This window comes from Wenjunlia vitaminophila DSM 41686 (assembly GCF_000380165.1).
GTDB lineage: Bacteria > Actinomycetota > Actinomycetes > Streptomycetales > Streptomycetaceae > Wenjunlia > Wenjunlia vitaminophila.
On the sequence record NZ_KB904653.1, the window covers coordinates 17,295 to 39,412 of the forward strand.

At 71.8% G+C, this 22,118-nt stretch carries 17 protein-coding genes; 8 read left to right on the plus strand and 9 right to left on the minus strand.

The features are described from left to right. Positions 1-2 precede the first annotated feature (2 nt). From A3IG_RS0106325 to A3IG_RS28745, 3 genes are read left to right on the plus strand one after another with little or no spacing between them, the layout of a single operon-like run. Positions 3-959, plus strand: a complete 957-nt coding sequence (locus A3IG_RS0106325) for a carbohydrate ABC transporter permease (RefSeq protein ID WP_018382703.1) — start codon at positions 3-5, stop codon at positions 957-959. Continuing rightward, positions 956-1,798 carry a carbohydrate ABC transporter permease gene (locus tag A3IG_RS0106330; RefSeq protein WP_018382704.1) on the plus strand — a complete coding sequence of 281 codons (843 nt, stop codon included), beginning with the start codon at positions 956-958 and terminating at the stop codon, positions 1,796-1,798. Before A3IG_RS0106325 ends, A3IG_RS0106330 begins: the two co-directional genes overlap by 4 nt. Further along, positions 1,799-3,997 (plus strand): glycosyl hydrolase family 65 protein, encoded by a 2,199-nt coding sequence (locus tag A3IG_RS28745; RefSeq protein ID WP_018382705.1) that lies wholly within the window; start codon positions 1,799-1,801, stop codon positions 3,995-3,997. A gap of 115 nt (positions 3,998-4,112) precedes the next feature. On the opposite strand, the gene A3IG_RS0106340 is transcribed toward A3IG_RS28745, so the two are convergent. The 3 genes from A3IG_RS0106340 to A3IG_RS0106350 form a co-directional block, all read right to left on the minus strand. Continuing rightward, positions 4,113-5,180 carry a LacI family DNA-binding transcriptional regulator gene (locus A3IG_RS0106340; RefSeq protein WP_018382706.1) on the minus strand — a complete coding sequence of 356 codons (1,068 nt, stop codon included), beginning with the start codon at positions 5,178-5,180 and terminating at the stop codon, positions 4,113-4,115. Positions 5,181-5,671: 491 nt separating this feature from the next. Beyond that, positions 5,672-6,040: a hypothetical protein gene (locus A3IG_RS0106345; protein ID WP_018382707.1), complete on the minus strand. Its 369-nt coding sequence runs from the start codon at positions 6,038-6,040 to the stop codon at positions 5,672-5,674. 267 nt (positions 6,041-6,307) lie between these two features. Further along, positions 6,308-7,249, minus strand: coding sequence for a heme o synthase (locus A3IG_RS0106350; protein WP_026219954.1), 942 nt, complete (start codon positions 7,247-7,249; stop codon positions 6,308-6,310). Positions 7,250-7,585: 336 nt separating this feature from the next. On the opposite strand from A3IG_RS0106350, the gene tkt reads away from it, so the two are divergent. From tkt to pgl, 5 genes are all read left to right on the plus strand, one after another. Continuing rightward, positions 7,586-9,679, plus strand: coding sequence for a transketolase (gene tkt, locus A3IG_RS0106355; protein ID WP_018382709.1), 2,094 nt, complete (start codon positions 7,586-7,588; stop codon positions 9,677-9,679). 48 nt (positions 9,680-9,727) lie between these two features. Further along, complete coding sequence (gene tal, locus A3IG_RS0106360) at positions 9,728-10,870, plus strand: transaldolase (RefSeq protein WP_018382710.1); 1,143 nt, start codon at positions 9,728-9,730, stop codon at positions 10,868-10,870. 66 nt (positions 10,871-10,936) lie between these two features. Then, the gene (gene zwf, locus A3IG_RS0106365) at positions 10,937-12,457 is read left to right on the plus strand and encodes a glucose-6-phosphate dehydrogenase (RefSeq protein WP_018382711.1); all 1,521 of its coding nucleotides are present in this window, start codon (positions 10,937-10,939) and stop codon (positions 12,455-12,457) included. Next, positions 12,454-13,734: a glucose-6-phosphate dehydrogenase assembly protein OpcA gene (opcA, locus tag A3IG_RS28750; protein WP_018382712.1), complete on the plus strand. Its 1,281-nt coding sequence runs from the start codon at positions 12,454-12,456 to the stop codon at positions 13,732-13,734. Before zwf ends, opcA begins: the two co-directional genes overlap by 4 nt. Beyond that, a complete protein-coding gene (pgl, locus tag A3IG_RS0106375; RefSeq protein ID WP_018382713.1) occupies positions 13,731-14,510 on the plus strand; it encodes a 6-phosphogluconolactonase in 780 nt (259 codons plus the stop codon). Before opcA ends, pgl begins: the two co-directional genes overlap by 4 nt. Positions 14,511-14,762: 252 nt before the next feature. Here pgl and A3IG_RS0106380 read toward each other — a convergent pair whose 3' ends face one another. The 6 genes from A3IG_RS0106380 to A3IG_RS0106405 all read right to left on the minus strand — a co-directional run bounded on the left by A3IG_RS0106380 (position 14,763) and on the right by A3IG_RS0106405 (position 21,998). Further along, positions 14,763-15,098, minus strand: a complete 336-nt coding sequence (locus A3IG_RS0106380) for an RNA polymerase-binding protein RbpA (protein WP_078500096.1) — start codon at positions 15,096-15,098, stop codon at positions 14,763-14,765. A 235-nt stretch (positions 15,099-15,333) separates the two neighbouring features. Next, positions 15,334-15,567: a preprotein translocase subunit SecG gene (secG, locus tag A3IG_RS0106385; protein ID WP_018382715.1), complete on the minus strand. Its 234-nt coding sequence runs from the start codon at positions 15,565-15,567 to the stop codon at positions 15,334-15,336. Between the two features lie 106 nt (positions 15,568-15,673). Further along, positions 15,674-16,462 carry a triose-phosphate isomerase gene (gene tpiA, locus A3IG_RS0106390; RefSeq protein ID WP_018382716.1) on the minus strand — a complete coding sequence of 263 codons (789 nt, stop codon included), beginning with the start codon at positions 16,460-16,462 and terminating at the stop codon, positions 15,674-15,676. Between the two features lie 2 nt (positions 16,463-16,464). Continuing rightward, positions 16,465-17,685, minus strand: coding sequence for a phosphoglycerate kinase (locus A3IG_RS0106395; RefSeq protein WP_018382717.1), 1,221 nt, complete (start codon positions 17,683-17,685; stop codon positions 16,465-16,467). 118 nt (positions 17,686-17,803) lie between these two features. Further along, on the minus strand, positions 17,804-18,808 hold the full coding sequence (gap, locus tag A3IG_RS0106400) for a type I glyceraldehyde-3-phosphate dehydrogenase (RefSeq protein ID WP_026219955.1): 1,005 nt from the start codon (positions 18,806-18,808) through the stop codon (positions 17,804-17,806). 238 nt (positions 18,809-19,046) lie between these two features. Then, on the minus strand, positions 19,047-21,998 hold the full coding sequence (locus A3IG_RS0106405) for a M14 family metallopeptidase (protein ID WP_026219956.1): 2,952 nt from the start codon (positions 21,996-21,998) through the stop codon (positions 19,047-19,049). Between the last annotated feature and the right edge of the window lie 120 nt (positions 21,999-22,118).

A 22,118-nucleotide genomic window follows, 5' to 3' on the forward strand; every position in this document is an offset into this window, starting at 1 on the left:
ACGTGTCTGTCATCACACCGACGCGGCGGTCACCCCGCACCCCCGCGTCCCGGCCCGCCCGCTCCACGCGGCGGGCCGGGACCGGCCGGCTCGCCGCCGCCCTGCTCTCCCCCACCTTCCTGGTGCTCGGTCTGGTCATCGGGTACCCGGTGGTGGCCGCGCTGCGGCTGTCCTTCCAGGTCTCCTCCGAGTCCATCGACCCGGAGACCGGGTTCAAGGTGACCAGGACCTCGTTCGGCCTGGACAACTACTCCACCGTCTTCACCGGGGAGAACTTCCTGCGGCCCTGGTGGAACACCACCTCGTTCGCGCTGGCCTCGGTCACCCTCGAGGTGCTGATCGGCGTGGCGATGGCGCTGGTGATGCACCGCGCCCTGCGCGGCCGGGCACTGGTCCGCGCCGCCGTGCTGGTCCCCTGGGCCATCCCCACCGCCATCTCCGGCCTGCTCTGGAAGTGGATCTTCAACAGCGAGGGCGTCGCCAACGACCTGTTGAACTCCAAGATCCTGTGGAGCACCGACGGGTTCCACGCCTGGGCGTCGGTGGTGATCGCCGACACCTGGAAGACCGCGCCGTTCATCGGGCTGTTGGTCCTCGCCGGACTCCAGGTGATCCCCGGGGAGCTCTACGAGGCGGCGCGGGTGGACGGCGCCTCGTCCTGGCGGACGTTCTGGCGGATCACGCTCCCGCTGGTCCGGCCCGCCCTCGTGGTCGCCGTCCTCTTCCGCATCCTCGACGTGCTGCGCATGTTCGACCTGCCGTACCTGCTGGTCGGCCCACGCAAGCACTCGGTGGAGACCCTCTCCATGATCGCCTTCCAGGAGATGAGCAATCTCCGGTTCGGCACGGCCGCCGCGTACGCCACCGTGCTGTTCGCCTACGTCGCGGTGGTGGCGTTCGCCTTCGTCAAGCTGTTCGGCGCCGACCTGATCGGCCGGGGCACCAGGAGTCAGCGATGAGTACCACAGCCCGCACCGGACACGGCCGGAGCTGGGTCCGCCGCATCGGCATCGCCGCCATCGTGGCGTACTGCCTCGCGCCGTTCTACTGGATGGTGGTGTCCAGCCTGCGCAGGCCCGCCGACCAGTTCTCCAACGCCCTCGTCCCCAGCCCGGTGTCGTTCGACAACTACGCCGCCGCCTTCGACGAGCGCAACGGATTCGGGCGCGCCCTGTTCAACAGCCTCCTGGTGGCCGGGACGACCACCGTGATCACCCTGGTGGTCGCGATCTCGGCCGGCTACGCCGTCGCCCGGTTGGACTTCCGCGGCAAGAGCCTGGTCCTCACCCTGGTGATCGCCTGCTCGATGTTCCCGCCGATCACCATGGTGGTGCCGCTGCTCGAGCTGTTCACCGACGCCGGCTGGATCAACACCTACCAGGCGATGATCGTGCCCAGCATGAGCTTCGCCCTGCCGTTGGCCGTGTGGAACCTCTCCGCCTTCTTCCGGCAGATGCCGGCGGAGCTGGAGAGCGCCGCACAGGTGGACGGGTGCACCCCCGCCCAGGCGTTCAGGAAGGTCATCCTTCCGCTGGCCGCACCGGGCGTGTTCACCACGGCGATCCTCGTCTTCATCATGTCCTGGAACGAGTTCCTCATCGCCGTCAGCGTGGTGAACGAGCGGCAGAAGATGACCTCCAACGTCATCGTCGCCCTGTTCACCGGCCAGTACAAGTTCGACCAGCCGTTCGGAACCCAGATGGCAGCAGGTGTCGTGGTGACCCTGCCGCTGGTCATCGCGGTGCTGGTCTTCCAGCGCCGGATCGTGGACGGGCTCACCGCAGGAGGACTGAAGTAAGTGACCACCCACCCCAACGAGGCGATCACTGACGAGTGGGTGCTCGCGACCCACGACCCGCTGCGCCGCTACCTGCCGACGTTCACCGGCAACGGCTACCTGGGCGCCCGGGTGCCGGCCGCGGGGAACGGCTTCGCCGAGAGTCCGATCCGCACCCAGTTCCACGTCGTCGGCCTCTACACCACCCACCCCGGGGAGTGGTCGCGCAAGGCCACGCTGCCCGCGTGGACGACCCTGGACGTCGGCGACGGCAGCGGGACGTTCAACGGTGCCTTCGGCGCCGAGCCCGACCCCTCCGCCGAGTACCTGGTGCTCGGCGACTGGGCCGCCGTGGCCACACCGGGCAGCGGCACCGCGCGGGGCATCGACGACTACCGGCAGTCGCTGGACCTGCGCACCGGGGTCATCAGCACCTCGGCCCGGTGGACCTCGCCGGCGGGACGGGTCACCGACGTGCGGTACGAGGTGCTCACCGACCGGTCACGGCAGCACGTCGGCGCGGTGACCGTCACGGTCACCCCGCACTGGGACGGGGCGCTCGAGATCACCGACGCCCTCGACCTGCGGGCCGCCAACCGCACGACCGGCACCCGGTACGGCACCGACGGCGACGTGTTGTGGCTGACCACGGACGCCGAGGGCAGCGGGATCACCGCGGCGCTGGCGTCGGTGCTCCGGGCCCCCGCGGACGCGGCCCCCACGACCGGCGCCGGGGACGCCGCACGGCGGATCGGCGTCCCGGTGCGGTCGGGCCGCACGTACACCGTCACCAAGTACGTGGGCCTCGCCACCAGCCACGACGCCGCCGAACCGCTCACCCTGGCCCGCACCGCCGCCGCCGAGGCGGCCCGCGCCGGCCACGGGCAGCTCGTCGAGGACAACCGCCGGGCCTGGTCGCACGAGTGGCGGGGCGACATCGAGGTGCACGGCGACGACCGGCTCCGCCGCCAGGTGCGCGCCGCCAAGTTCTACCTGCTCACCAGCGTCCGCGACGGCTCACCGTGGTCCCCGCCCCCCGCCGGCCTGTCCAGCGACGGCTACAACGGGCACGTGTTCTGGGACACCGAGACGTGGGTCTGGCCCAGCCTGCTCGCCCAGCACCCGGAGATCGCCGAGAGCGTGCTGGACTACCGGGTGGACCGGCTCGGGGCCGCCCGCGACTACGCCGCGCGGGGAGGGCACGACGGCGTGCGCTTCCCCTGGGAGAGCGGCCTCGACGGCTCCGAGGACACACCCACCTCGACCCCGTTCGGCGAACACGAGCAGCACATCAACTCGGACGTGGCCCTGGCCTTCTGGCAGTACTGGCTCGCCACCGGGGACCGCCGGTGGCTGGCCGAGAAGGGCTGGCCGGTGCTGCGCGGGGTCGCCGAGTTCTGGACGAGCCGGGCCACCGCCGACGAGGACGGCCGCTTCCACATCAACGACGTGATCCCGCCGGACGAGTACGCCGCCCCGAGCGACGACTCCGTCTACACCAACGTCTCCGCCCGGGCCTGCCTGCGGTTCGCCACCAAGGCGGCGGAGGTGCTCGGCGAGTCGGCGGACCCGAGGTGGGCCCGGGTGGCCGACGGCCTGGTCGTGCTCTTCGACGAGGAGAGCGGGGTGCACCCGGAGTTCGCCGGCTACGGCGGGGACACCATCAAGCAGGCCGACGTGGTGCTGCTCACCTACCCCTGGGAGGAGCCGCTGCCCGAGGAGGTGGTCCGGGCCGACCTGGCCTACTACATCGAGCGCACCCACCTGGAGGGTCCCTCGATGACCGACTCCGTGCACTCGATCATCCACGCCCAGCTCGGGGACACCGAGGCGGCCTTCGAGCACACCCGGCGCAGCGTGGAACCGTTCGCCCGGGAGCCCTTCGAGCAGTTCGCCGAGGCCCGTCAGGGCGGCGCGTTCACCTTCCTCACCGGTCACGGGGGGTTCCTGCAGGAGTTCCTCTACGGCTACTCGGGACTGCGCTGGCGGTCCGATCGGCTGCTCCTCGCCCCGATCCTGCCGGCCCAGCTCACCGGCCTCACCCTGCGCGGACTGCGCTGGCAGGGGCGCGTCGTGGACGTGGACATCCGTCCTGGTGGCACCACGGTCCGGCTGCTCGAGGGCGAGCCGCTGCCGGTCGAGGCCGCCGGCACCGTCCACCAGGTGCCCACCGGTGGCGAGATCACCGTGCCGACCCGCACCCCGCGGGGGAACGGGTAACGACACCGGAAGGGGGGTGGCGCCGGCCGGCGCCACCCCCCTTCCGCACGTCACCACACCTCGCGGACCGCTGTGCCGCCCGGCGGGGTGGAGCACACCGGGCGGGCGCGACCGCTCAGCGACCGGGGACCGTGCTGGCCCTGGCCACCAGGTCCGGCTCCAACAGCCGGTTCATGGGGGCCGCGGCGGCGTCCTCCGTGTCCCGCCCGGTCAGGCGCACCAGCTCCGTGATGATCAACTGGCCGACCTCCTCGATCGGCTGACGGAGACTGGTCAGGCCGAGCGCGCTGGCCGCGGGGGTGTCGTCGAAGCCCACCACGGCGATGTCCCGGCCGAGCAGCAGCCCGCGGTCGCGGACCGCGTGCAGCGCGCCGACCCCGAGGGTGTCGGTGGCCGCGACCACACCCGTGGGGGGCGAAGGGCGGTCCAGGAGCTCGGACATCAGCCGGGTGCCGCTGGACATCGTGTCCGGCCCCCGGACGTCGAGCCGGTGGCTGCCCGCGAGCAGCCCGTGCCGGTCCATCGCCTCGAGCCAGCCGCGCGCCCGGGCGTCACCGACGCTGCTCCCCTCGGGCCACCCTATGAAGCCGATCCTGCGGTGTCCCGCGGCGACGAGGTGGTCCACGGCGATGGCGGTGCCGGCGGAGTTGTCCACGTCGACCCAGCTGTAGCGGTCGGCACCGGCGGCGGTGCGGCCGAACGCGACGAACGGGACCCCCGCGGCGGTGAGCCTGTCGGGGCGCGTGTCGTACGGGGTGAGGTCGTAGAGCACCACGCCGCTGACGGTGCCGGTGCGGCACAGGGCGGTGCACCGGTCGGCCTCCTCCTCGGTGTCGGAGGCGGTGAACACCAGGACGTGGTGGTCGCTGGCCTCGCCGAACTCGGCGAGCGTGTGCAGGAAACGGTCGTGGATGGAGGCCACGGACTCCTCGGCGACGGGGCGTATCCGGTACCCGATCATCCCCGGGGAGCTGACGCGGAGCCAGCGGGCCACGCGGTTCGGGTGGTACCCGAGCTCGCCGATGACCCGTTCCACCCGCTCACGGGTCTCCTGGCGCACCCGGTGCGGGGCGTTGATGACGTTGGACACCGTCTGCCGGGAGACGCCGGCTGCCTCCGCGACCTGCAGGATCGTCGCGGAGCCGCCCGCGGCGGACCGCGCGCGTCCCGATTCCCGTGCCAAGCTGGTTCCCCCTCGAGGTGGCGGCCGTCCCGCGGTGGCGCAGACACCGTTCGATCGTGGATCTCCCTGGATTTCGATTTTATCGTTCAACATGCCATTGTCGAACCCGTCCCGGGTAGCAAACCGGCGGTACCGGGACGGACGCCCCCGCATCGGAGCCAAACTATAGTTCCCAGGCCCCGGCCGGGACCCAGACGACGGGGCGCAGACGACGGGGACCCGGGGCGCCCGGGCCGGGAGGGCGCGCCTCGGGGCCGGCGCGGTACGCACCGCAGTCGCGGTGGGGCCGCCGGTCGGGGTGGCTCTCGTACGGGCAGCGGTCGGAGCCGTACGGTCGTCGCACCGTCCCGCTCCTCGCGCGGTCGCCGCCACGCGGTCGGCGCACCTGGCGGGCTCCGGGCCCGCGGTGCTGGACACGCTGCCGGTCCCGCCGGCGACCGGGCCGACGGGACCGACAGCGTGGGTCTGGGCTCTGGGGACGGACCCTAGGCCTAGGGCGTGCCGCGCCGGGGCCCCTGGATGCCGGCCATCCGGCGCCACTCGTAGGGGCCGGTGCGCAGTCGGGCGGCCGGCTCCCCGGAGAACTGGTCGTGGACGGTGACGCCGGCCAGTTCCACGGCCCTGCGGGCGGTGGGCTGGTCCCGGGCGACCAGGTCGCCCCAGGCGCCGTCAGCGCCCACCAGCACGATGCGGGTGCCGCGCTGGCCCAGGTACTCCAGCGAGCCGTCCACGGCACCGCCGTGCGCGCCGGCGAAGGAACGGATCTGCCGGGCGAGCCTGGCTGCCCGGCGGGCGGCGCGGCGCTCCGCCCGCTCCACGGCGGGTTCCCTGGGGGCGTCCTGGGTCTGCGGTGTGGCCATGCCCTGATGCTACTTGTCGGTAATGGACCCTGGCCAGCGGCCGGGGGTCAGCGGAACAGGGGGAACGGGAGGGGGCCCGCGGGCCGACCGCTAGGGCCTGTCTGATAAGTAGCGCCGTCCGCCCGGAGGGCGGGGGTCGCGGCGTCCGGTGCGTGCGATCGCAAGGCGGAGGGTCGTCCTCGTACTGGGCGTACATGGACGATCCCGACAACGCAGCGCGCGTGCGTGCCAAGCGTCACGACCCAGGCGGGATCTATCAGACAGGCCCTAGCGCAGGAACGGGTCGATGGCCACGGCCACGAAGAGGAGCGTGAGGTAGGTGATCGACCAGTGGAACAGCCGCATCTCCTGGAGCTTGGCCCCGACCACGTTCGCCTTGGCGCGGCGCTGGAGGGCGTGTGCCTCCTTCAGCCACAGGGCGCCGAGCGCCACCGCCGTCCCCAGGTAGACCCAGGACATGTCGGCGAGCGGCCACAGGACCAGGGAGAGCCCCACCATCACCCAGCTGTACAGGACGATCTGGCGGGCCACCACGGTGTTCGAGGCCAGCACCGGCAGCATCGGCACGCCGGCCTTCACGTAGTCCTCGCGGACCTTCATCGACAGCGGCCAGTAGTGCGGCGGCGTCCAGAAGAAGACCACCAGGAACAGCACCACGGCCGACCAGGACAGCGAGTTGGTCACCGCCGACCAACCGATCAGCACCGGCATGCAGCCCGCGATGCCGCCCCACACGATGTTCTGCGCGGTGCGACGTTTCAGCCCGAGGGTGTAGACGAAGACGTAGAAGAGGATGGCCGCCAGGGACAGGGCGGCGGAGAGCAGGTTCACCAGGACCGCGAACCACACCGTGGAGACCACGGCCAACGTGATGCCGAAGACCAGTCCCTCACGGGGAGTGACCATGCCGGTGACGAGGGGGCGCCGCTCGGTGCGCTGCATCAGCCGGTCGATGTCCCGGTCGATGTACATGTTGAGCGCGTTGGCGCCGCCCGCGGAGAGGTACCCGCCGACCACCGTGATGAGCACCAGCAGCAGGTCCGGTACGCCCTCCTCGGCCAGGAACATCACCGGAACCGTGCACATGAGCAGCAGTTCGATGATGCGTGGCTTGGTCAGCGCGACGAAGGCCCTGACCCGGGCACCCACCGGCCGGTGCGTCGGGCTGGTTCCGATGGCCCCCGCGGGCCGGGACTCGACCGCCGTCACGAACACCCCTGAAGAGAAAAGACATGCAGGGCCCCAGGGACACCAGGTGCACGTCCGGGGAGGTCCTTGCGCGTACCACGCCACTCTAGACGCACGGCGGGGACCGTCCGCGCTGGGGGTCGCCCGTGTTATCCGGAAGGCGTTCGAGTGGCCGGCGCGCCGACACGGAGGTGGCACAGGAGGGCCGGAACGGTGCGGACCGGGCAGAGTCCCCCACACCGACCGGGACCGCGATGGACATCGAAAGAACGGACGGGGGGCTGCGGGTAGGCTCGTCATCGCCCGGTTTGCACCCGCCCTCAGTGGCGTTGACAGCGAGAGGAGCCCTGACTCAGGGTGAGCACCACGTCGACCCCCACAGCCTTCGAGTGGACCGAACTGGACCAGCGTGCGGTGGACACCGCGCGGGTCCTGGCCATGGATTCCGTGCAGAAGGTGGGCAACGGTCATCCCGGCACCGCGATGAGCCTGGCACCCGTCGCCTACCTGCTGTTCCAGCGCCTGATGCGGCACGACCCCACCGCCCCGGAGTGGATCGCCCGCGACCGGTTCGTGCTGTCCCCCGGGCACACCAGCCTGACCCTCTACATCCAGCTCTACCTGTCCGGGTACGGCATGGAGCTGGATGACCTGAAGGCGTTCCGCACCTGGGGCAGCCGCACTCCGGGCCACCCGGAGCACGGTCACACCGTCGGCGTGGAGACCACCACGGGACCGCTCGGCCAGGGCATCGCCAACGCCGTCGGCATGGCCATGGCGTCACGCTACGAACGTGGTCTGTTCGACCCGGAGGCCGCCGCTGGCGAGTCCCCGTTCGACCACACCATCTGGGCCATCGTCTCGGACGGCGACCTGGAGGAGGGCGTGTCCGCGGAGGCGAGTTCGCTGGCCGGGCACCTGAAGCTGGGCAACCTGGTCGCGCTGTACGACGACAACCACATCTCCATCGAGGGCGACACCGCCACCGCGTTCAGCGAGGACGTGGGCAAGCGCTACGAGGCGTACGGCTGGCACGTCCAGCGGGTGGACCAGAGCGCGGACGGCGACCTGGACGTCGCCGCGCTGCACCGGGCACTGCTGGCCGCCAAGGCCGAGACCGACCGGCCGTCGCTGGTGATCGCACGCACCATCATCGCCTGGCCGGCGCCGAACGCGCAGAACACCGAGGCGGCGCACGGAGCGGCGCTGGGCGAGGAGGAGGTCGCGGCGACCAAGCGGGTCCTCGGTTTCGACCCCGCCCAGCACTTCGAGGTCACCGAGGAGGTGCTGGCGCACGCCCGTGGTGTGCTGGACCGCGGGCGCAGGGCTCACGCCGCGTGGGAGGGGGCCTTCGCCCGGTGGCGCGCCGCCAACCCGGAGCGTGCCGCGGAGTTCGACCGGATCAGCGCCGGTCGCCTGCCCGACGGCTGGGACAAGGTGCTGCCGGAGTTCCCGGCCGGCAAGACCGTGGCGACCCGCAAGGCGTCCGGGGAGACGCTGAAGGCCCTGGGCGCGGTGGTCCCCGAACTGTGGGGCGGCTCCGCCGACCTGGCCGGGTCGAACAACACCACGATCGACTCCGCCTCGTCGTTCCTGCCCGCGGACAACCCGCTGCCCGGCGCCAACCCCTACGGGCGCACCATCCACTTCGGCATCCGCGAGCACGCCATGGGCTCCACCATGAACGGCATCGCGCTGCACGGCAGGACCCGGGTGTACGGCGGCACCTTCCTGGTCTTCTCCGACTACATGCGCCCGGCGGTCCGGCTGGCGGCGCTGATGCGGCTGCCGGTGACGTACGTGTGGACCCACGACTCCATCGGTCTCGGCGAGGACGGCCCCACCCACCAGCCGGTCGAGCACCTGGCCACCCTGCGGGCCATTCCCGGCCTCAGCGTGGTCCGCCCGGCCGACGCCAACGAGACCGCGGTGGCCTGGCGGACCGTGCTGGAGCGCCAGCACACCTCCGCCTCGGGCCCCGTCGCCCTGGCGCTGACCCGGCAGAACGTGCCGACCTGGGACCGCGAGCGGTACGGCTCGGCCGACGGCACCGCCCGGGGTGGCTACGTCCTCGCCGAGGCGTCCTCCGGCGCGCCCCGCCTGATCCTCATCGGGACCGGCTCCGAGGTGCAGCTCGCCATGGAGGCGCGGGAGCGGCTCGAGGCCGAGGGCGTGCCCACCCGGGTGGTGTCCATGCCGTCGGTCGAGTGGTTCCGCGAGCAGGACCTGGCGTACCAGGAGACGGTGCTGCCCCCGAACGTGCGGGCCCGGGTGTCCGTGGAGGCGGGAATCAGCCTGGGTTGGCGCGAGTTCGTCGGAGAGGCGGGTTGCTCGGTGAGCCTGGAGCACTTCGGGGCGTCCGCCGACTACAAGGTGCTGTACGAGCAGTTCGGGATCACCACGGACGCCGTGGTCAAGGCGGCCCACGAGTCGCTCACCACCGTCGGCTGAGGGTCGTTGACCGGCGCTGCACTTCCCACCGCAAGGAGAGACAACCTGATGACGGACGCACTGAAGCGCCTCAGCGACGAGGGCGTGGCGATCTGGCTGGACGACCTGAGCCGCCGCCGGATCACCTCGGGCAACCTCGCTGAACTCGTCGACAGCCGGCAGGTCGTGGGGGTGACGACCAACCCCACGATCTTCCAGAAGGCGATCGGGGGCGGCGACGGCTACCACACGCAGTTGCGTGACCTCGCGGTGCGCGGGGTGACCGTGGACGAGGCGGTGCGCATGATCACCACCTCCGACGTGCGGGACGCGGCCGACGTGCTGCGCCCGTTGTACGACGCCACCGAGGGGCACGACGGCCGGGTCTCCATCGAGGTGGACCCCCGGCTCGCCCACCGCACCGACGCCACCATCGCCGAGGCCAAGCAACTGTGGTGGCTGGTGGACCGGCCGAACCTGTTCATCAAGATCCCGGCCACCCTGGGCGGGCTGCCGGCGATCAGCGAGGTCATCGCCCGGGGCATCAGCGTCAACGTCACGCTGATCTTCTCCCTGGACCGCTACCGCGAGGTGATGGACGCCTATCTGGAAGGTCTGGAGAAGGCGAGGTCCGCGGGGCTCGACCTGTCCGCCATCGAGTCCGTGGCCTCGTTCTTCGTCTCCCGGGTGGACACCGAGATCGACAAGCGGCTGGACGCGCTGGGCACCGACGAGGCCAGGGCGCTGCGCGGCCGGGCAGCCGTGGCCAACGCCAGGCTCGCCTACCAGGCGTACGAGGAGGTCTTCGGCTCCCTCGACGGCACTGTTCCCCCGTCCGAGCGCTGGGCGGCGCTGGAGCGGGCCGGCGCCAACCGGCAGCGCCCGCTGTGGGCGTCCACGGGGGTCAAGGACCCCGCCTACAAGGACACCCTCTACGTGGACGAGCTGGTGGTGGCCGGCACCGTCAACACCATGCCGGAGGCCACCCTGGAGGCGACCGCCGACCACGGCGAGGTCACCGGGGACACCGTGCGCGGCACTTACGAGCAGGCCAGGGCCGACCTCGAGGCGCTCGCGAGCCTGGGCGTCTCCTATGACGACGTGGTGCGGTTGCTCGAGGAGGAGGGCGTGGAGAAGTTCGAGGGCTCGTGGAACGAGCTGCTCGCCTCCGTCGGCCAGGCACTGCGGGACCACCTGCCCAAGGAGGACTGAACGATGGCGGCCCTGACCGAGCCGGCGCACGCGCCGTCGTCGCCCCCCGCCGCGGGAGCGTGAACGGTGCACACCAATCCCCTGCGCACCCCGCAGGACCGACGGCTTCCGCGCATCGCGGGGCCGTCGGGTCTGGTGATCTTCGGCGTCACCGGCGACCTGTCGCGCAAGAAGTTGATGCCCGCGGTCTACGACCTGGCCAACCGGGGGCTGCTGCCGCCGGGCTTCTCACTGGTCGGCTTCGCCCGACGGGACTGGGAGGACGAGGACTTCACCCAGGTCGTCCACGACGCGGTGAAGAGCTACGCCCGCACCCCCTTCCGTGAGGAGGTGTGGGCGCAGCTCGCCGAGGGTTTCCGGTTCGTCCAGGGCGACTTCGACGACGACGACGCCTTCGACCAGCTCCGCGAGACCGTGGACGAGCTGGACAAGGCCCGTGGCACCGGCGGGAACTTCGCGTTCTACCTCTCGGTGCCGCCGCGGTTCTTCCCCAAGGTGGTGCAGCAGCTCAAGGCCCACCGGCTCTCCGAGGGCCCCACCGGCTCGTGGCGGCGCGCGGTCATCGAGAAGCCGTTCGGCCACGACCTGGCCAGCGCCCGGGAGCTCAACCGGATCGTCTACGAGGTGTTCCCCCCGCACGAGGTCTTCCGGATCGACCACTACCTGGGCAAGGAGACCGTCCAGAACATCCTGGCCCTGCGGTTCGCCAACAGCATGTTCGAGCCGCTGTGGAACCGGTCGTTCGTGGACCACGTGCAGATCACCATGGCCGAGGACATCGGCATCGGGGGGCGGGCCGGCTACTACGACGGCATCGGAGCCGCCCGGGACGTCATCCAGAACCACCTGCTCCAACTGCTGGCGCTGACCGCCATGGAGGAGCCGGTCTCCTTCGACGCCGACGCCCTGGTCACCGAGAAGATCAAGGTGTTGTCCTCGGTCCGGCTGCCCGGGGACCTGTCCGTGGCCACCGTCCGCGGCCAGTACACCCACGGGTGGCAGGGCGGCGAGGAGGTCCGGGGGTACCTCGAGGAGGACGGGATCCCGCCGGACTCCACGACCGACACCTATGCCGCGATCAAGCTCGAGATCGACAACCGGCGGTGGGCCGGGGTGCCGTTCTACCTGCGCGCCGGCAAGCGGCTCGGGCGCCGGGTCACCGAGGTGGCCCTGATCTTCCAGCGCGCCCCGCACCTGCCGTTCGACACCACCGCCACGGCCGAACTCGGGCAGAACGCCCTGGTCGTCCGGGTGCAGCCGGACGAGGGGGTCACCGTGAGGTTCGGCTCGAAGGTGCCCGGCACGGCGATGGAGGTGCGGGACGTCTCCATGGACTTCGCGTACGGCGAGTCGTTCACCGAGTCCAGCCCCGAGGCGTACGAGCGGCTACTCCTCGACGTGCTGCTCGGCGAGACCAACCTCTTCCCGCGACACCAGGAGGTCGAGCTGTCCTGGAAGATCCTTGACCCGATCGAGCGGTACTGGGAGGGGAACGGGAAGCCCGAGCCCTACGTCTCGGGCACCTGGGGCCCGGCCGCCGCCGACCGGATGCTCGCCCACGACGGACGGAGCTGGCGCCGGCCATGAACACCGACCTGACCAACACCACCTCGAGCCAGATCAACGCCACCCTGGTCGAGGCCCGCCGCGCCGTGGGCTCCCCCGCCGTCGGCATGGTGCTGACCCTGGTGATCGTCACCGACGAGGGGAACCACTACGACGCCCTGAAGGCCGCCAGCCAGGCCTCCAAGGAACACCCCTCGCGCATCCTGGTGGTCATCCGCCGTCCCGGCCGTTCCCCGCGGGCCCGCGCCGAGGCCCGGCTCGACGCCGAGGTCCGGGTGGGCGGGGAGACCGGCACCGGGGAGACGGTGCTGCTGCGGCTCCACGGGGAGCTGGCCCACCACGCCCAGTCCGTGGTGGTGCCGCTGCTGCTGCCGGACGCCCCGGTGGTCGTCTGGTGGCCGGAGGAGTCCCCGCAGGTGCCCGCGGAGGACCCGCTGGGCGCGCTGGCCCAGCGCCGGGTGACCGACGCCGCGTCCTGCGAGGACCCGGTCCAGGCGCTCACCCAGCGGGCCGAGACCTACTCCCCGGGCGACACCGACCTGGCCTGGACCCGGATCACCGCCTGGCGCAGCGTGCTGGCCGCCGCGCTGGACCAGCAGCACTCCACGATCACCGGCGCCCTGGTCGAGGGCGAGGCGTACAACCCCAGCTCCGAGCTGCTGGCCCTGTGGCTGGCCGAACGGCTGCGGGTACCGGTGGAGCGGACCGTCACCGAGGGCCCCGGTCTGACCGCCGTGCGGCTGCACACCGAGAACGGCCTGATCTGCCTGGACCGGGCGGACGGCTCGCTGGCGAAGCTCGCCATGCCGGGCCAGCCGGACCGCAACGTGGCCCTCAAGCGCCGGGAGACCAGCGAGCTGATCGCGGAGGAGCTGCGCCGTCTGGACCCGGACGAGAGCTACGCCGCGGCGATCAGGTTCGGGGTGGGCCAGCTCCGGATCCACAACCCGACCGAGGACCACGTGGTGCCGCCGAAGCCCCCCGCGGCGCCGGGTGGTCCGACCCGAGGGGCGAGGCCCGAGGACGTGGGCCGGCCGGGACAGGGATCGGTCGGCACGCAGAGCCAGGCGCCGGCCGACCTCGATCCGGGGTCCGCCGCGGAGCCGCCCCCGGCGGCGTCGGTCACCGAGTCGGAGCCGGGACCCGAACCCGAACCCGGACCCGAACCGGGGCCCAAGGGGCCCACAGGCTCCAAGGGGTCCCAGGGGGCCGAGCCCGGGGCCGACACCACGGGCGGGACCAAGCCCAGGACCCGGCCCGGCAAACGGGCCGCCTCGCCGCGCAGGACCACCCGGTGAGCGTTCCCCAGGTGGTGGTGCACCGGGACGCCGAGCTGCTGGCGACGGCGGTCGCCGCACGACTGATCACCAGGATCGTGGACGCCCAGGCGACGGGGGCCGCGGTGCACGTGGTCCTCACCGGGGGCCGCAACGGCAACGCGCTGCTGGAGGCGATCGCCGGGTCCCCCGCCCGGGACGCCGTCGACTGGCCACGGCTGAACCTGTGGTGGGGGGACGAGCGGTACCTCCCCGACGGCCACCCCGACCGCAACCACACCCAGGCCAGGGCCGCCCTGCTGGACTCCGTCCCGGTCGATCCGGCACGGGTGCACCCCGTGCCGGCGTCCGACACCCAGGGCAACGGCCCGGAGGCCGCCGCCGCCAGCTACGCCGAGGAACTGGCCCGGGCGGCCGGCCCCGGGGACCGCGGCGGCGTGCCCTCGTTCGACGTGCTGCTCCTCGGGGTGGGACCGGACACCCATGTGGCGTCCCTCTTCCCCGAGCACCCCGGGGTACGGGAGACCGAACGCACCGTGGTGGCGGTCCGCGGCGCTCCCAAGCCCCCGCCAACCCGGATCTCGATGACCCTGCCTGCGATCCGGGCGGCCCGCGAGGTCTGGCTGCTGGCTGCCGGAGCGGAGAAGGCGGAGGCGGTGGCGCTGGCGTTGGGCGGCGCGGGGGAGCTACAGGCTCCGGCGGCCGGCGCCCAGGGGCGTCGGCGCACCCTGTGGCTGCTCGACCGGGCGGCCGCGGCGGCGATCCCCCAGCAGCTCTACCCTCCGGCGTCGCCGTAACCCCGTGTGTGACACCGGACGGCGTGGCCGTGGCCCGTGACCGTGCGGCCGCGAACGCCGGAGTGGTCAGGCCGACTGCGAACGGCGGAGCACGCGGCGGTGGCGGCACCAGCGCGCGGGCGTGCCCGTGCGGCGCAGGAACCCGGCCCCGTTGACGGGGCCGGACGGCCGCGCCGGCCCCCGGAGGGACGTGCCGGCCCGGGCCGGCCGCGAACGCGCGTCAGCGGTGCCGGGCGGCCGTCGCGGCCGGGGTCAGATCTCGCCCCGGAGCTTGGCCAGGGCCTCGGCGAGGATCGCCTCGCCGTCCGCGTCGCTGCGACGCTCGCGCACATAGGCCAGATGGGTCTTGTACGGCTCGGTGCGCGGCGGTGCCGGCGGGCTCTCCTGGTCCTGGCCAGCCGGGAACCCGCAGCGGGGGCAGTCCCAGGTGTCCGGGATCTGCGCGTCGCTGGCGAAGCTCGGCTGCGTCTCATGCCCGTTCGAGCACCAGAAGGAGACCCGCAGGCGCGGTGCTGACTCTCCGCGCTCTGCTTCCCCCATCGGCCCCGCACCGACCCGACTACCCCGGATCGCGTTGCCACTTGCCACGGTCGTAACTCCCTGCGTGATGGTGCTGCGCCGCCGAGCCCCGGTGGGACCGGCACCTGCATGGAAGCGCACGGGTGTACGGCGTCCAACCCGGCCGGCGTCCGCCGACAACACCCCGGTACGCCTCGCCGCCCATGATAAGCCGCGGAAACGACGGTCTTTCAGCTTTCCACAGGCGGCGACGAGTTCGTCGCCCAACCCACGAGGACCGGTGTTCCCCGGCCCGCCCGCGCCACTACTCGAACTTCAGCAGCAGCCCGAGGATGACGATGATCGCGAACCAGATGAGACCGATCACCACGGTGATCCGGTCCAGGTTGCGCTCGGCCACCGAGGAACCACCGACGGAGGACTGCATCCCACCGCCGAACATGTCGGAGAGGCCACCGCCCTTGCCCTTGTGCATGAGCACCAGCAGCATCGCGAGCAGGCTGAAGATGATGAGGGCGATCGAGAACCCCAGGATCACGGCTGGTCCAACTCTCTAGTGTGTCGGCGTGGGCGCACCGGGCCCTTCCCCGGTGGGGACCGGAGCGGCAGGTGAGCCCCGGTCCCCGGCAAGGGTACGTCGTACTCTACGACGCGTCCCGCTCGTGGTAGCGCACGATCTTGACGAACTCCTCCGGATCCAGCGACGCCCCACCGATCAGCGCCCCGTCCACATCGGGCTGCGCCATGATCGAGGCCACGTTGCCGGACTTCACCGAGCCGCCGTACTGGATTCGCACCTGGTCGGCGAGGTCCTGATCGTACAGCTCGGCCAGCCGGCCGCGGATCGCCGCGCACACCTCCTGGGCGTCCTCGGGGGTGGCCACCTCCCCGGTGCCGATCGCCCACACCGGCTCGTAGGCGATCACCACGGACTCGGCGTCCTTGGCCGGGACGCCGGCGAGCGCGCCGTCCACCTGGGCGAGGGTGTGCCTCACCTGGTCCCCGGCCCTGCGCACCTCCAGGCCCTCGCCGACGCACAGGATGGGGGTGAGGCCGTGCCGGTAGGCCGCCTTGACCTTGGCGTTGACCACCGGCTCGCTCTCCGCGTGGTACTGCCGCCGCTCGGAGTGGCCGACCACCACGTAGGTGCAGTTGAGCTTGGCCAGCATCGCCCCGGAGACCTCACCGGTGTAGGCGCCGCCGTCGTGCTCGGACAGGTCCTGGGCGCCGTACCGGATGCGCAGCTTGTCGCCGTCCACCAGGGTCTGCACCGAGCGCAGGTCCACGAACGGGGGCAGCACCGCGACCTCGACGGCCGCGTAGTCCTTCTCGGTCAACGCGAAGGCGAGCTTCTGCACCTGGGCGATGGCCTCGAGGTGGTTGAGGTTCATCTTCCAGTTGCCCGCCATCAGCGGGGTGCGGGTGACGGCCATCGTCAGTCCTCCAGTGCGGCCAGGCCGGGGAGCGTCTTGCCCTCGAGGTACTCGAGGCTGGCGCCGCCACCGGTCGAGATGTGTCCGAACGACGCCTCGTCGAAGCCGAGGATGCGCACGGCTGCGGCGGAGTCGCCGCCCCCCACCACGGTGAAGGCGGGGGTGTCGACCAGCGCCTGGGCCACCGCGCGGGTGCCGTCGGCGTAGTCGGGGTGCTCGAAGACGCCCATCGGGCCGTTCCAGAACACCGTGGCGGCGTCGCTGAGCCTGCTGGCGAAGAGCTCGGCGGTCCGCGGGCCGATGTCCAGACCCATCACGTCGTCCGGGATGGCGTCGGCGTCCACGGTGACCGGGTGGGTGGGGCCGGGGTCCGCCAGGTCCGGGAAGGCCGGGGCCCCCACCACGTCGACCGGCAGCACGAACTCCACGCCCTTGTCCTTCGCCCGGGCCAGGTAGTCGCGGACGGCGGGGAGCTGGTCGGTCTGGAGCAGGCTCCGGCCCACCTCCAGGCCGGTGGCGGCGAGGAAGGTGTAGGCCATGCCCCCGCCGATCAGGATGCGGTCGGCCCGGTCCAGCAGGTTGTCGATCACCGCGAGCTTGTCGGAGACCTTGGCGCCGCCGAGCACCACCGCGTAGGGGCGGGACACGTCGTCGGTCAGCTTCCGCAGCACCGCGACCTCGGTGGCGATCAGCCCTCCGGCGGCGTGCGGCAGCCGGGCCGGCAGGTCGTACACCGAGGCGTGCCTGCGGTGCACCGCGCCGAACCCGTCGCCCACGTAGCAGTCGGCCAGGGCGGCGAGCTGGTCGGCGAACGCGCCCCGCTCCGCGTCGTCCTTGGCGGTCTCCCCGGGGTTGAACCGGAGGTTCTCCAGCAACGCCACGCTGCCGGGGGCGAGGTCGGCGACGGTCTTGTTCGCCTGCGGGCCCACGGTGTCCCCGGCGAAGGCCACCGGGGCGTCGAGCAGTTCGCCGAGCCGCCCGGCGACCGGGGCGAGCGAGAACCGCGGGTCGGGCGCGCCCTTGGGACGGCCCAGGTGGGAGGCGACGATGACCTTGGCGCCGCGCTGTGCCAGGGCGGCGATGGTCGGGACGGCGGCCCTGATCCGGCCGTCGTCGGTGATCCGGAGATCCCCCTCGTCGGGGGAACCGGCCAGCGGGACGTTGAGGTCGGCGCGGACGAACACCCGCGCGCCGGCGACGTCCAGGTCGTCGATGGTCTTCATGTGCAGGTCACACCTTCGGGCTGGTTGGCTCTGGCGGGCCGGACGTCAGGCAGGGCCCGCACGGCGTGTCCGAAGCCGTACGAGCCCTGCCGTGCACAGCTCACCGCTGGCGGTTGGGTCAGAGCTTGCCGCCGATGAAGGCGGCGAGGTCCACCAGTCGGTTGGAGTAACCCCACTCGTTGTCGTACCAGCCGACGACCTTGACCTGGCTGCCCTGCGCCATGGTCAGCGGGGAGTCGAAGGTGCAGGAGACGGGGGTGCCCACGATGTCGGAGGAGACGATCGGGTCCTCGTTGTAGGCCAGGATGCCCTTGAGCGAGCCCTCGGCGGCCTTCTGGAAGGCCTCGTTGACCTCTTCCTTGGTGACCTCACGCTCCAGGGTGACCACCAGGTCGGTGACCGAACCGGTGGGCACCGGCACCCGCATGGCGATGCCGTCCAGCTTGCCCTTGAGCTCCGGGAGGGCCAGCGCGGTGGCCTTGGCGGCCCCGGTGGTGGTCGGGATGATGTTCTGCGCGGCGGCCCGGGCGCGGCGCAGGTCCTTGTGCGGGAAGTCCAGGATCACCTGGTCGTTGGTGTACGCGTGGACGGTGGTCATCAGGCCCTTGACGATGCCGAAGTTCTCCAGCAGGACCTTGGCCATCGGGGCGACGCAGTTGGTGGTGCAGGACGCGTTGGACACGATGGTGTGCTTGGCCGGGTCGTACGCGCTTTCGTTGACACCCATCACCACGGTGAGGTCCTCGCCCTTGGCGGGGGCGGAGATGATGACCTTCTTGGCGCCCGCGGAGACGTGCGCCGCGGCCTGCTCGGCCTTGGTGAAACGACCGGTGGACTCGATCACGATGTCGGCACCGAGCTCGCCCCACGGCAGCGCCGCCGGGTCCCGCTCGGCGAGGGCCTTGATGGACTTGCCGCCGACGGTGATGGAGTCGCCCTGGTGGGTGACCTCGGCGTCGAGGCGGCCCAGGATGGTGTCGTACTTCAGCAGGTGCGCCAGGGTTGCGTTGTCGGTCAGGTCGTTCACCCCGACGACCTCGATGTCCGCACCCTGAGCGAGCACGGCACGGAAGAAGTTACGGCCAATACGACCAAAGCCGTTGATGCCTACCCGGATCGTCACGAACCGCTCTCCTCGTTGACGTTGCCGGATCGAGGTCCGGCGGATGGATGGGATGTCCCCGACCACTTATGACCCTACCTCGCCAGGGGTCACGGGGGGACATCAGACTCCCGCCCACGCACGGAGAATGGGACGGCCCCGTCCACCATGTGGACGGGGCCGTCGGTGTCGGCCGACCTGGCGGGACCCCGCTCCGTGGCCGCGACGAGCGCGGACGGCGGTCATCCCGCCCGCCGGATCACCTCCGGTCGGACAGGTGGTCCAGCGCGGCGTCGATCAGGCGGGCCCGCTGGCCGGCGTCGGACACGTGCTCCAGGCCGAAGCCCAGCAGCACCGTGTCCTCGGTGGTCACCGCGGCCGAGGAGTGCGCGAGCAGCTGCGAGCGCGCCCAGTCCACCGTGTTGCCCTGGCTTCCCTCGGGCGCGCCGTTGACCGTCCAGGGACCGAGGCCGGTCTCGAAGCCCTCGACCTGCTGGTCCTGCCCGCCGACGACCAGCCGGGCGTCGTCCGCGAACACGCCCCAGCCACCGGTGCCCGGGTCGGAGACGTAGGACAGCGAGAGCTCCACCGTGCGACCCGCGTAGCCGCTCAGGTCGAAGGTGACCTCCTGCCAGCCGTTCGAGGAACCGGTGAACCGGTTCCAGCTCCCCGTGGTGCCCTCGGCGGTGCAGCCGGTCTCACCGACCGTCAGGTAGTGGCGCAGGAACGGGTGCTCCACGGCGTAGAAGCCGTCCTCGCACTCCTCGGGGACCTGGTTGCTGGTGGCCCCGTTGGCCTCGGGCAGCGTGGTCCAGTCGTCCTGGCCGGGGGTGCGCGCCTCGAGGACCACGTTGTCGTAGCCCTCCTCGACGTCGTAGCTGAGCGCGAACCTCAGGCTCGGCGTGCTGTCGGCGGAGACACCGGTCAGGTCCACGGTGCGGGAGAGCCGGTTCCAGGCGCTGTCGCTGTGCTTGGCCGCGGCGAACCACTCGCCCGCGTACGGCTCGAACGGCGTCCGCACTCCGGGGTAGTCGCCGGCGGCGGCGCTGGCGAACTGCGGGAACTCGTCAGCGGGGAGGGTGTCCGAGGTGACCGTGTAGGCCCCGGCCTCCTCCAACGGGTTCCCCGGGGCGTCGCCGAGGCCGGCGTCGGCGTCGGCGAGCCCACCGCTCGCCGCGAACGCCGAGGTGCCGTGGAGCGAGGCACGGGTGTCCGCGCCCAGGTAGTACTGGCTGAAGTCGTTCGTCTTGGCGCGGCCCACCACGGAGTCACCGCCGGCGTGTTCACCCGCCTGGACGAGCTTGCCGCCCTCGTTGAGGTAGGCGCGCACGGCGAGGGTGGTCGCGCCGCCCGGCGCCTCGGCGCCGGTGTACCAGACGACGGAGGAGAAGTGCTCCAGGGTGCCCAGCGCGTGCGGCGCGCCCTGGGTGGCCACGTCCCAGACGGCGGCGCGGTGCCCGCTGGCCCGCAGCGCCTGGACGTACGTCGAGGCGTGGGCCGCGGCGCTGTCCCCGCCCTCCTCCGCGACCACCAGGGTGTCCGCCCTGGCCCGTTCGGCGACGGTGTAGGTGAAGGGCTCGCTCGAGGTCCGCTCGCCGTCGGCGGTGCGCCCGCTGAACCACACGGTGACCTTCGCGCCCACCGGGGCGCGGTCCACCTGGGCCCGGTACTCGTCGAAGAAGAGGTTGTCCTCCGCGCCGAACCGCTCGCCGCCGCGCCACGCCCTCAGCGGCGCCGTGTGGACGCGTCCGCCGTCGATCCGGTAGTTCAGCCGCTTGCCGCGGACGCTCTTGCGGGCGGTGACGGAGACCGTCTGGTCCGCCCCGTTGGCGTAGGAGGTGCCGAAGGCGTCGGGGACGAAGTCCGGCGCCTCGATCCCCACCGGTGACACCGGCTGGTCCGGGTGGACCGCGGACTTCGCCACGGCCAGCGCGAACGGGATGTTCTTGGCGAACTCCTGCTGCACCAGCTTCTCGTCGTCCGGGAAGATGAAGCTGCTCAGGCAGTCCTCCGGCCGCCACTCGTCGTTCGGATCGACCCGCGAGGCGGTGGCACAGGTGGACATCTCCGGGGTGAACATCGCCATGCCGTTGACGTTGGAGGCGTGTCCGTCGGCCTCGCCGTTGGTGGAGTACAGCTCGGACGAGAGCTGCGGGCGGTACCCGGGGATCGCGGAGTTCTGCGGGGTCCCGGCCAGGGACCGGTAGACCACGTCGTCGGGGGTGGGGGTGGCCACCTGCCAACCCACGCCGTACAGCAGCAGCTGGGCCGCCGAGTGGTAGTTGATCCCGTACTCGAAGCCGATCCGCTTCTCGAACGCGTCCAGGACCTTGGTCTCGGGTTCCGACCCGGCGGAGGGGCCGCGGTAGGTCTCCGAGGCCGGGTCCGGCGAGGAACCCTCGTTGTCGTAGCCCCAGCGGAAGGCGAAGTTGCGGTTCAGGTCAACGCCGTCGCCGTCGGTGATCTTGCCGTCGCCGTTGTTGTCCCGCAGGTTCTTGCGCCAGAGCCGGTTGGCCGGATCGGCGTGGGTGTAGTCGTAGCCGTCCGGGTTGGCGGACAGCACGAACCACAGTTCGGTGCTGTCCACGATCTGGGTGACGTCCTTGTTGGTGCCGTACCCGTCGAGGTAGTAGTGCATCAGCCGGCGGGTCATCTCCGGGGTGATCCACTCACGGGCGTGCTGGTTGGACATGTACAGCACGGCCGGCTTCTTGCCGTCCCTGACCCGACGGGCGTCCTTGCTGACCTTGACGGCCAGGATGTCCTGCCCGTTGAGGGTCTTGCCGATGCTCACCACCTTGGTGAGGTCCGGGTGTGCCCTGCCGGTCTCCAGGATCTCCTCCCGGAGCCCGCCGGGACCGCTGTACGGCCGGAACACGCCGTCCCCCGCGGCCTTCACCCGGTTGGTGGCGGCCGAGGTCAGCCGGCGTTCCTCGAGCCGGATGCCCTTGGCCTGGAGCGCGTCCGCCTGGGCCGGGGTCAGGTTCACCTCGACCGTGGCGGTGCCCCTGGCCGGCACCCGCTCGCTGAGCTCGTGTCCGTCGATGCCCGCGGCGAGCAGCAACGGCACCTGGTCCCGGGAGACGTCGGCGGTCCACACCGACAGCCCGCCCGCCCGCGACGCATCCTCCGCGTGCGCCGCGGGCAGGGCCGAGGTCACCCCCAGGACCAGCGCGGCCGCCGCCACCAGTGTGGTGGTTCTTCGCCTCATGAGCCCCCCTCAGTTCGCCCTGACTCGTGTTGATTCACTGCCAGTTCACCGTCTTTCGAACTTGGTCCACCGTCTTTCGGAACCACGGACGACAGCCTCTGACCGAGATCATGACCCTGT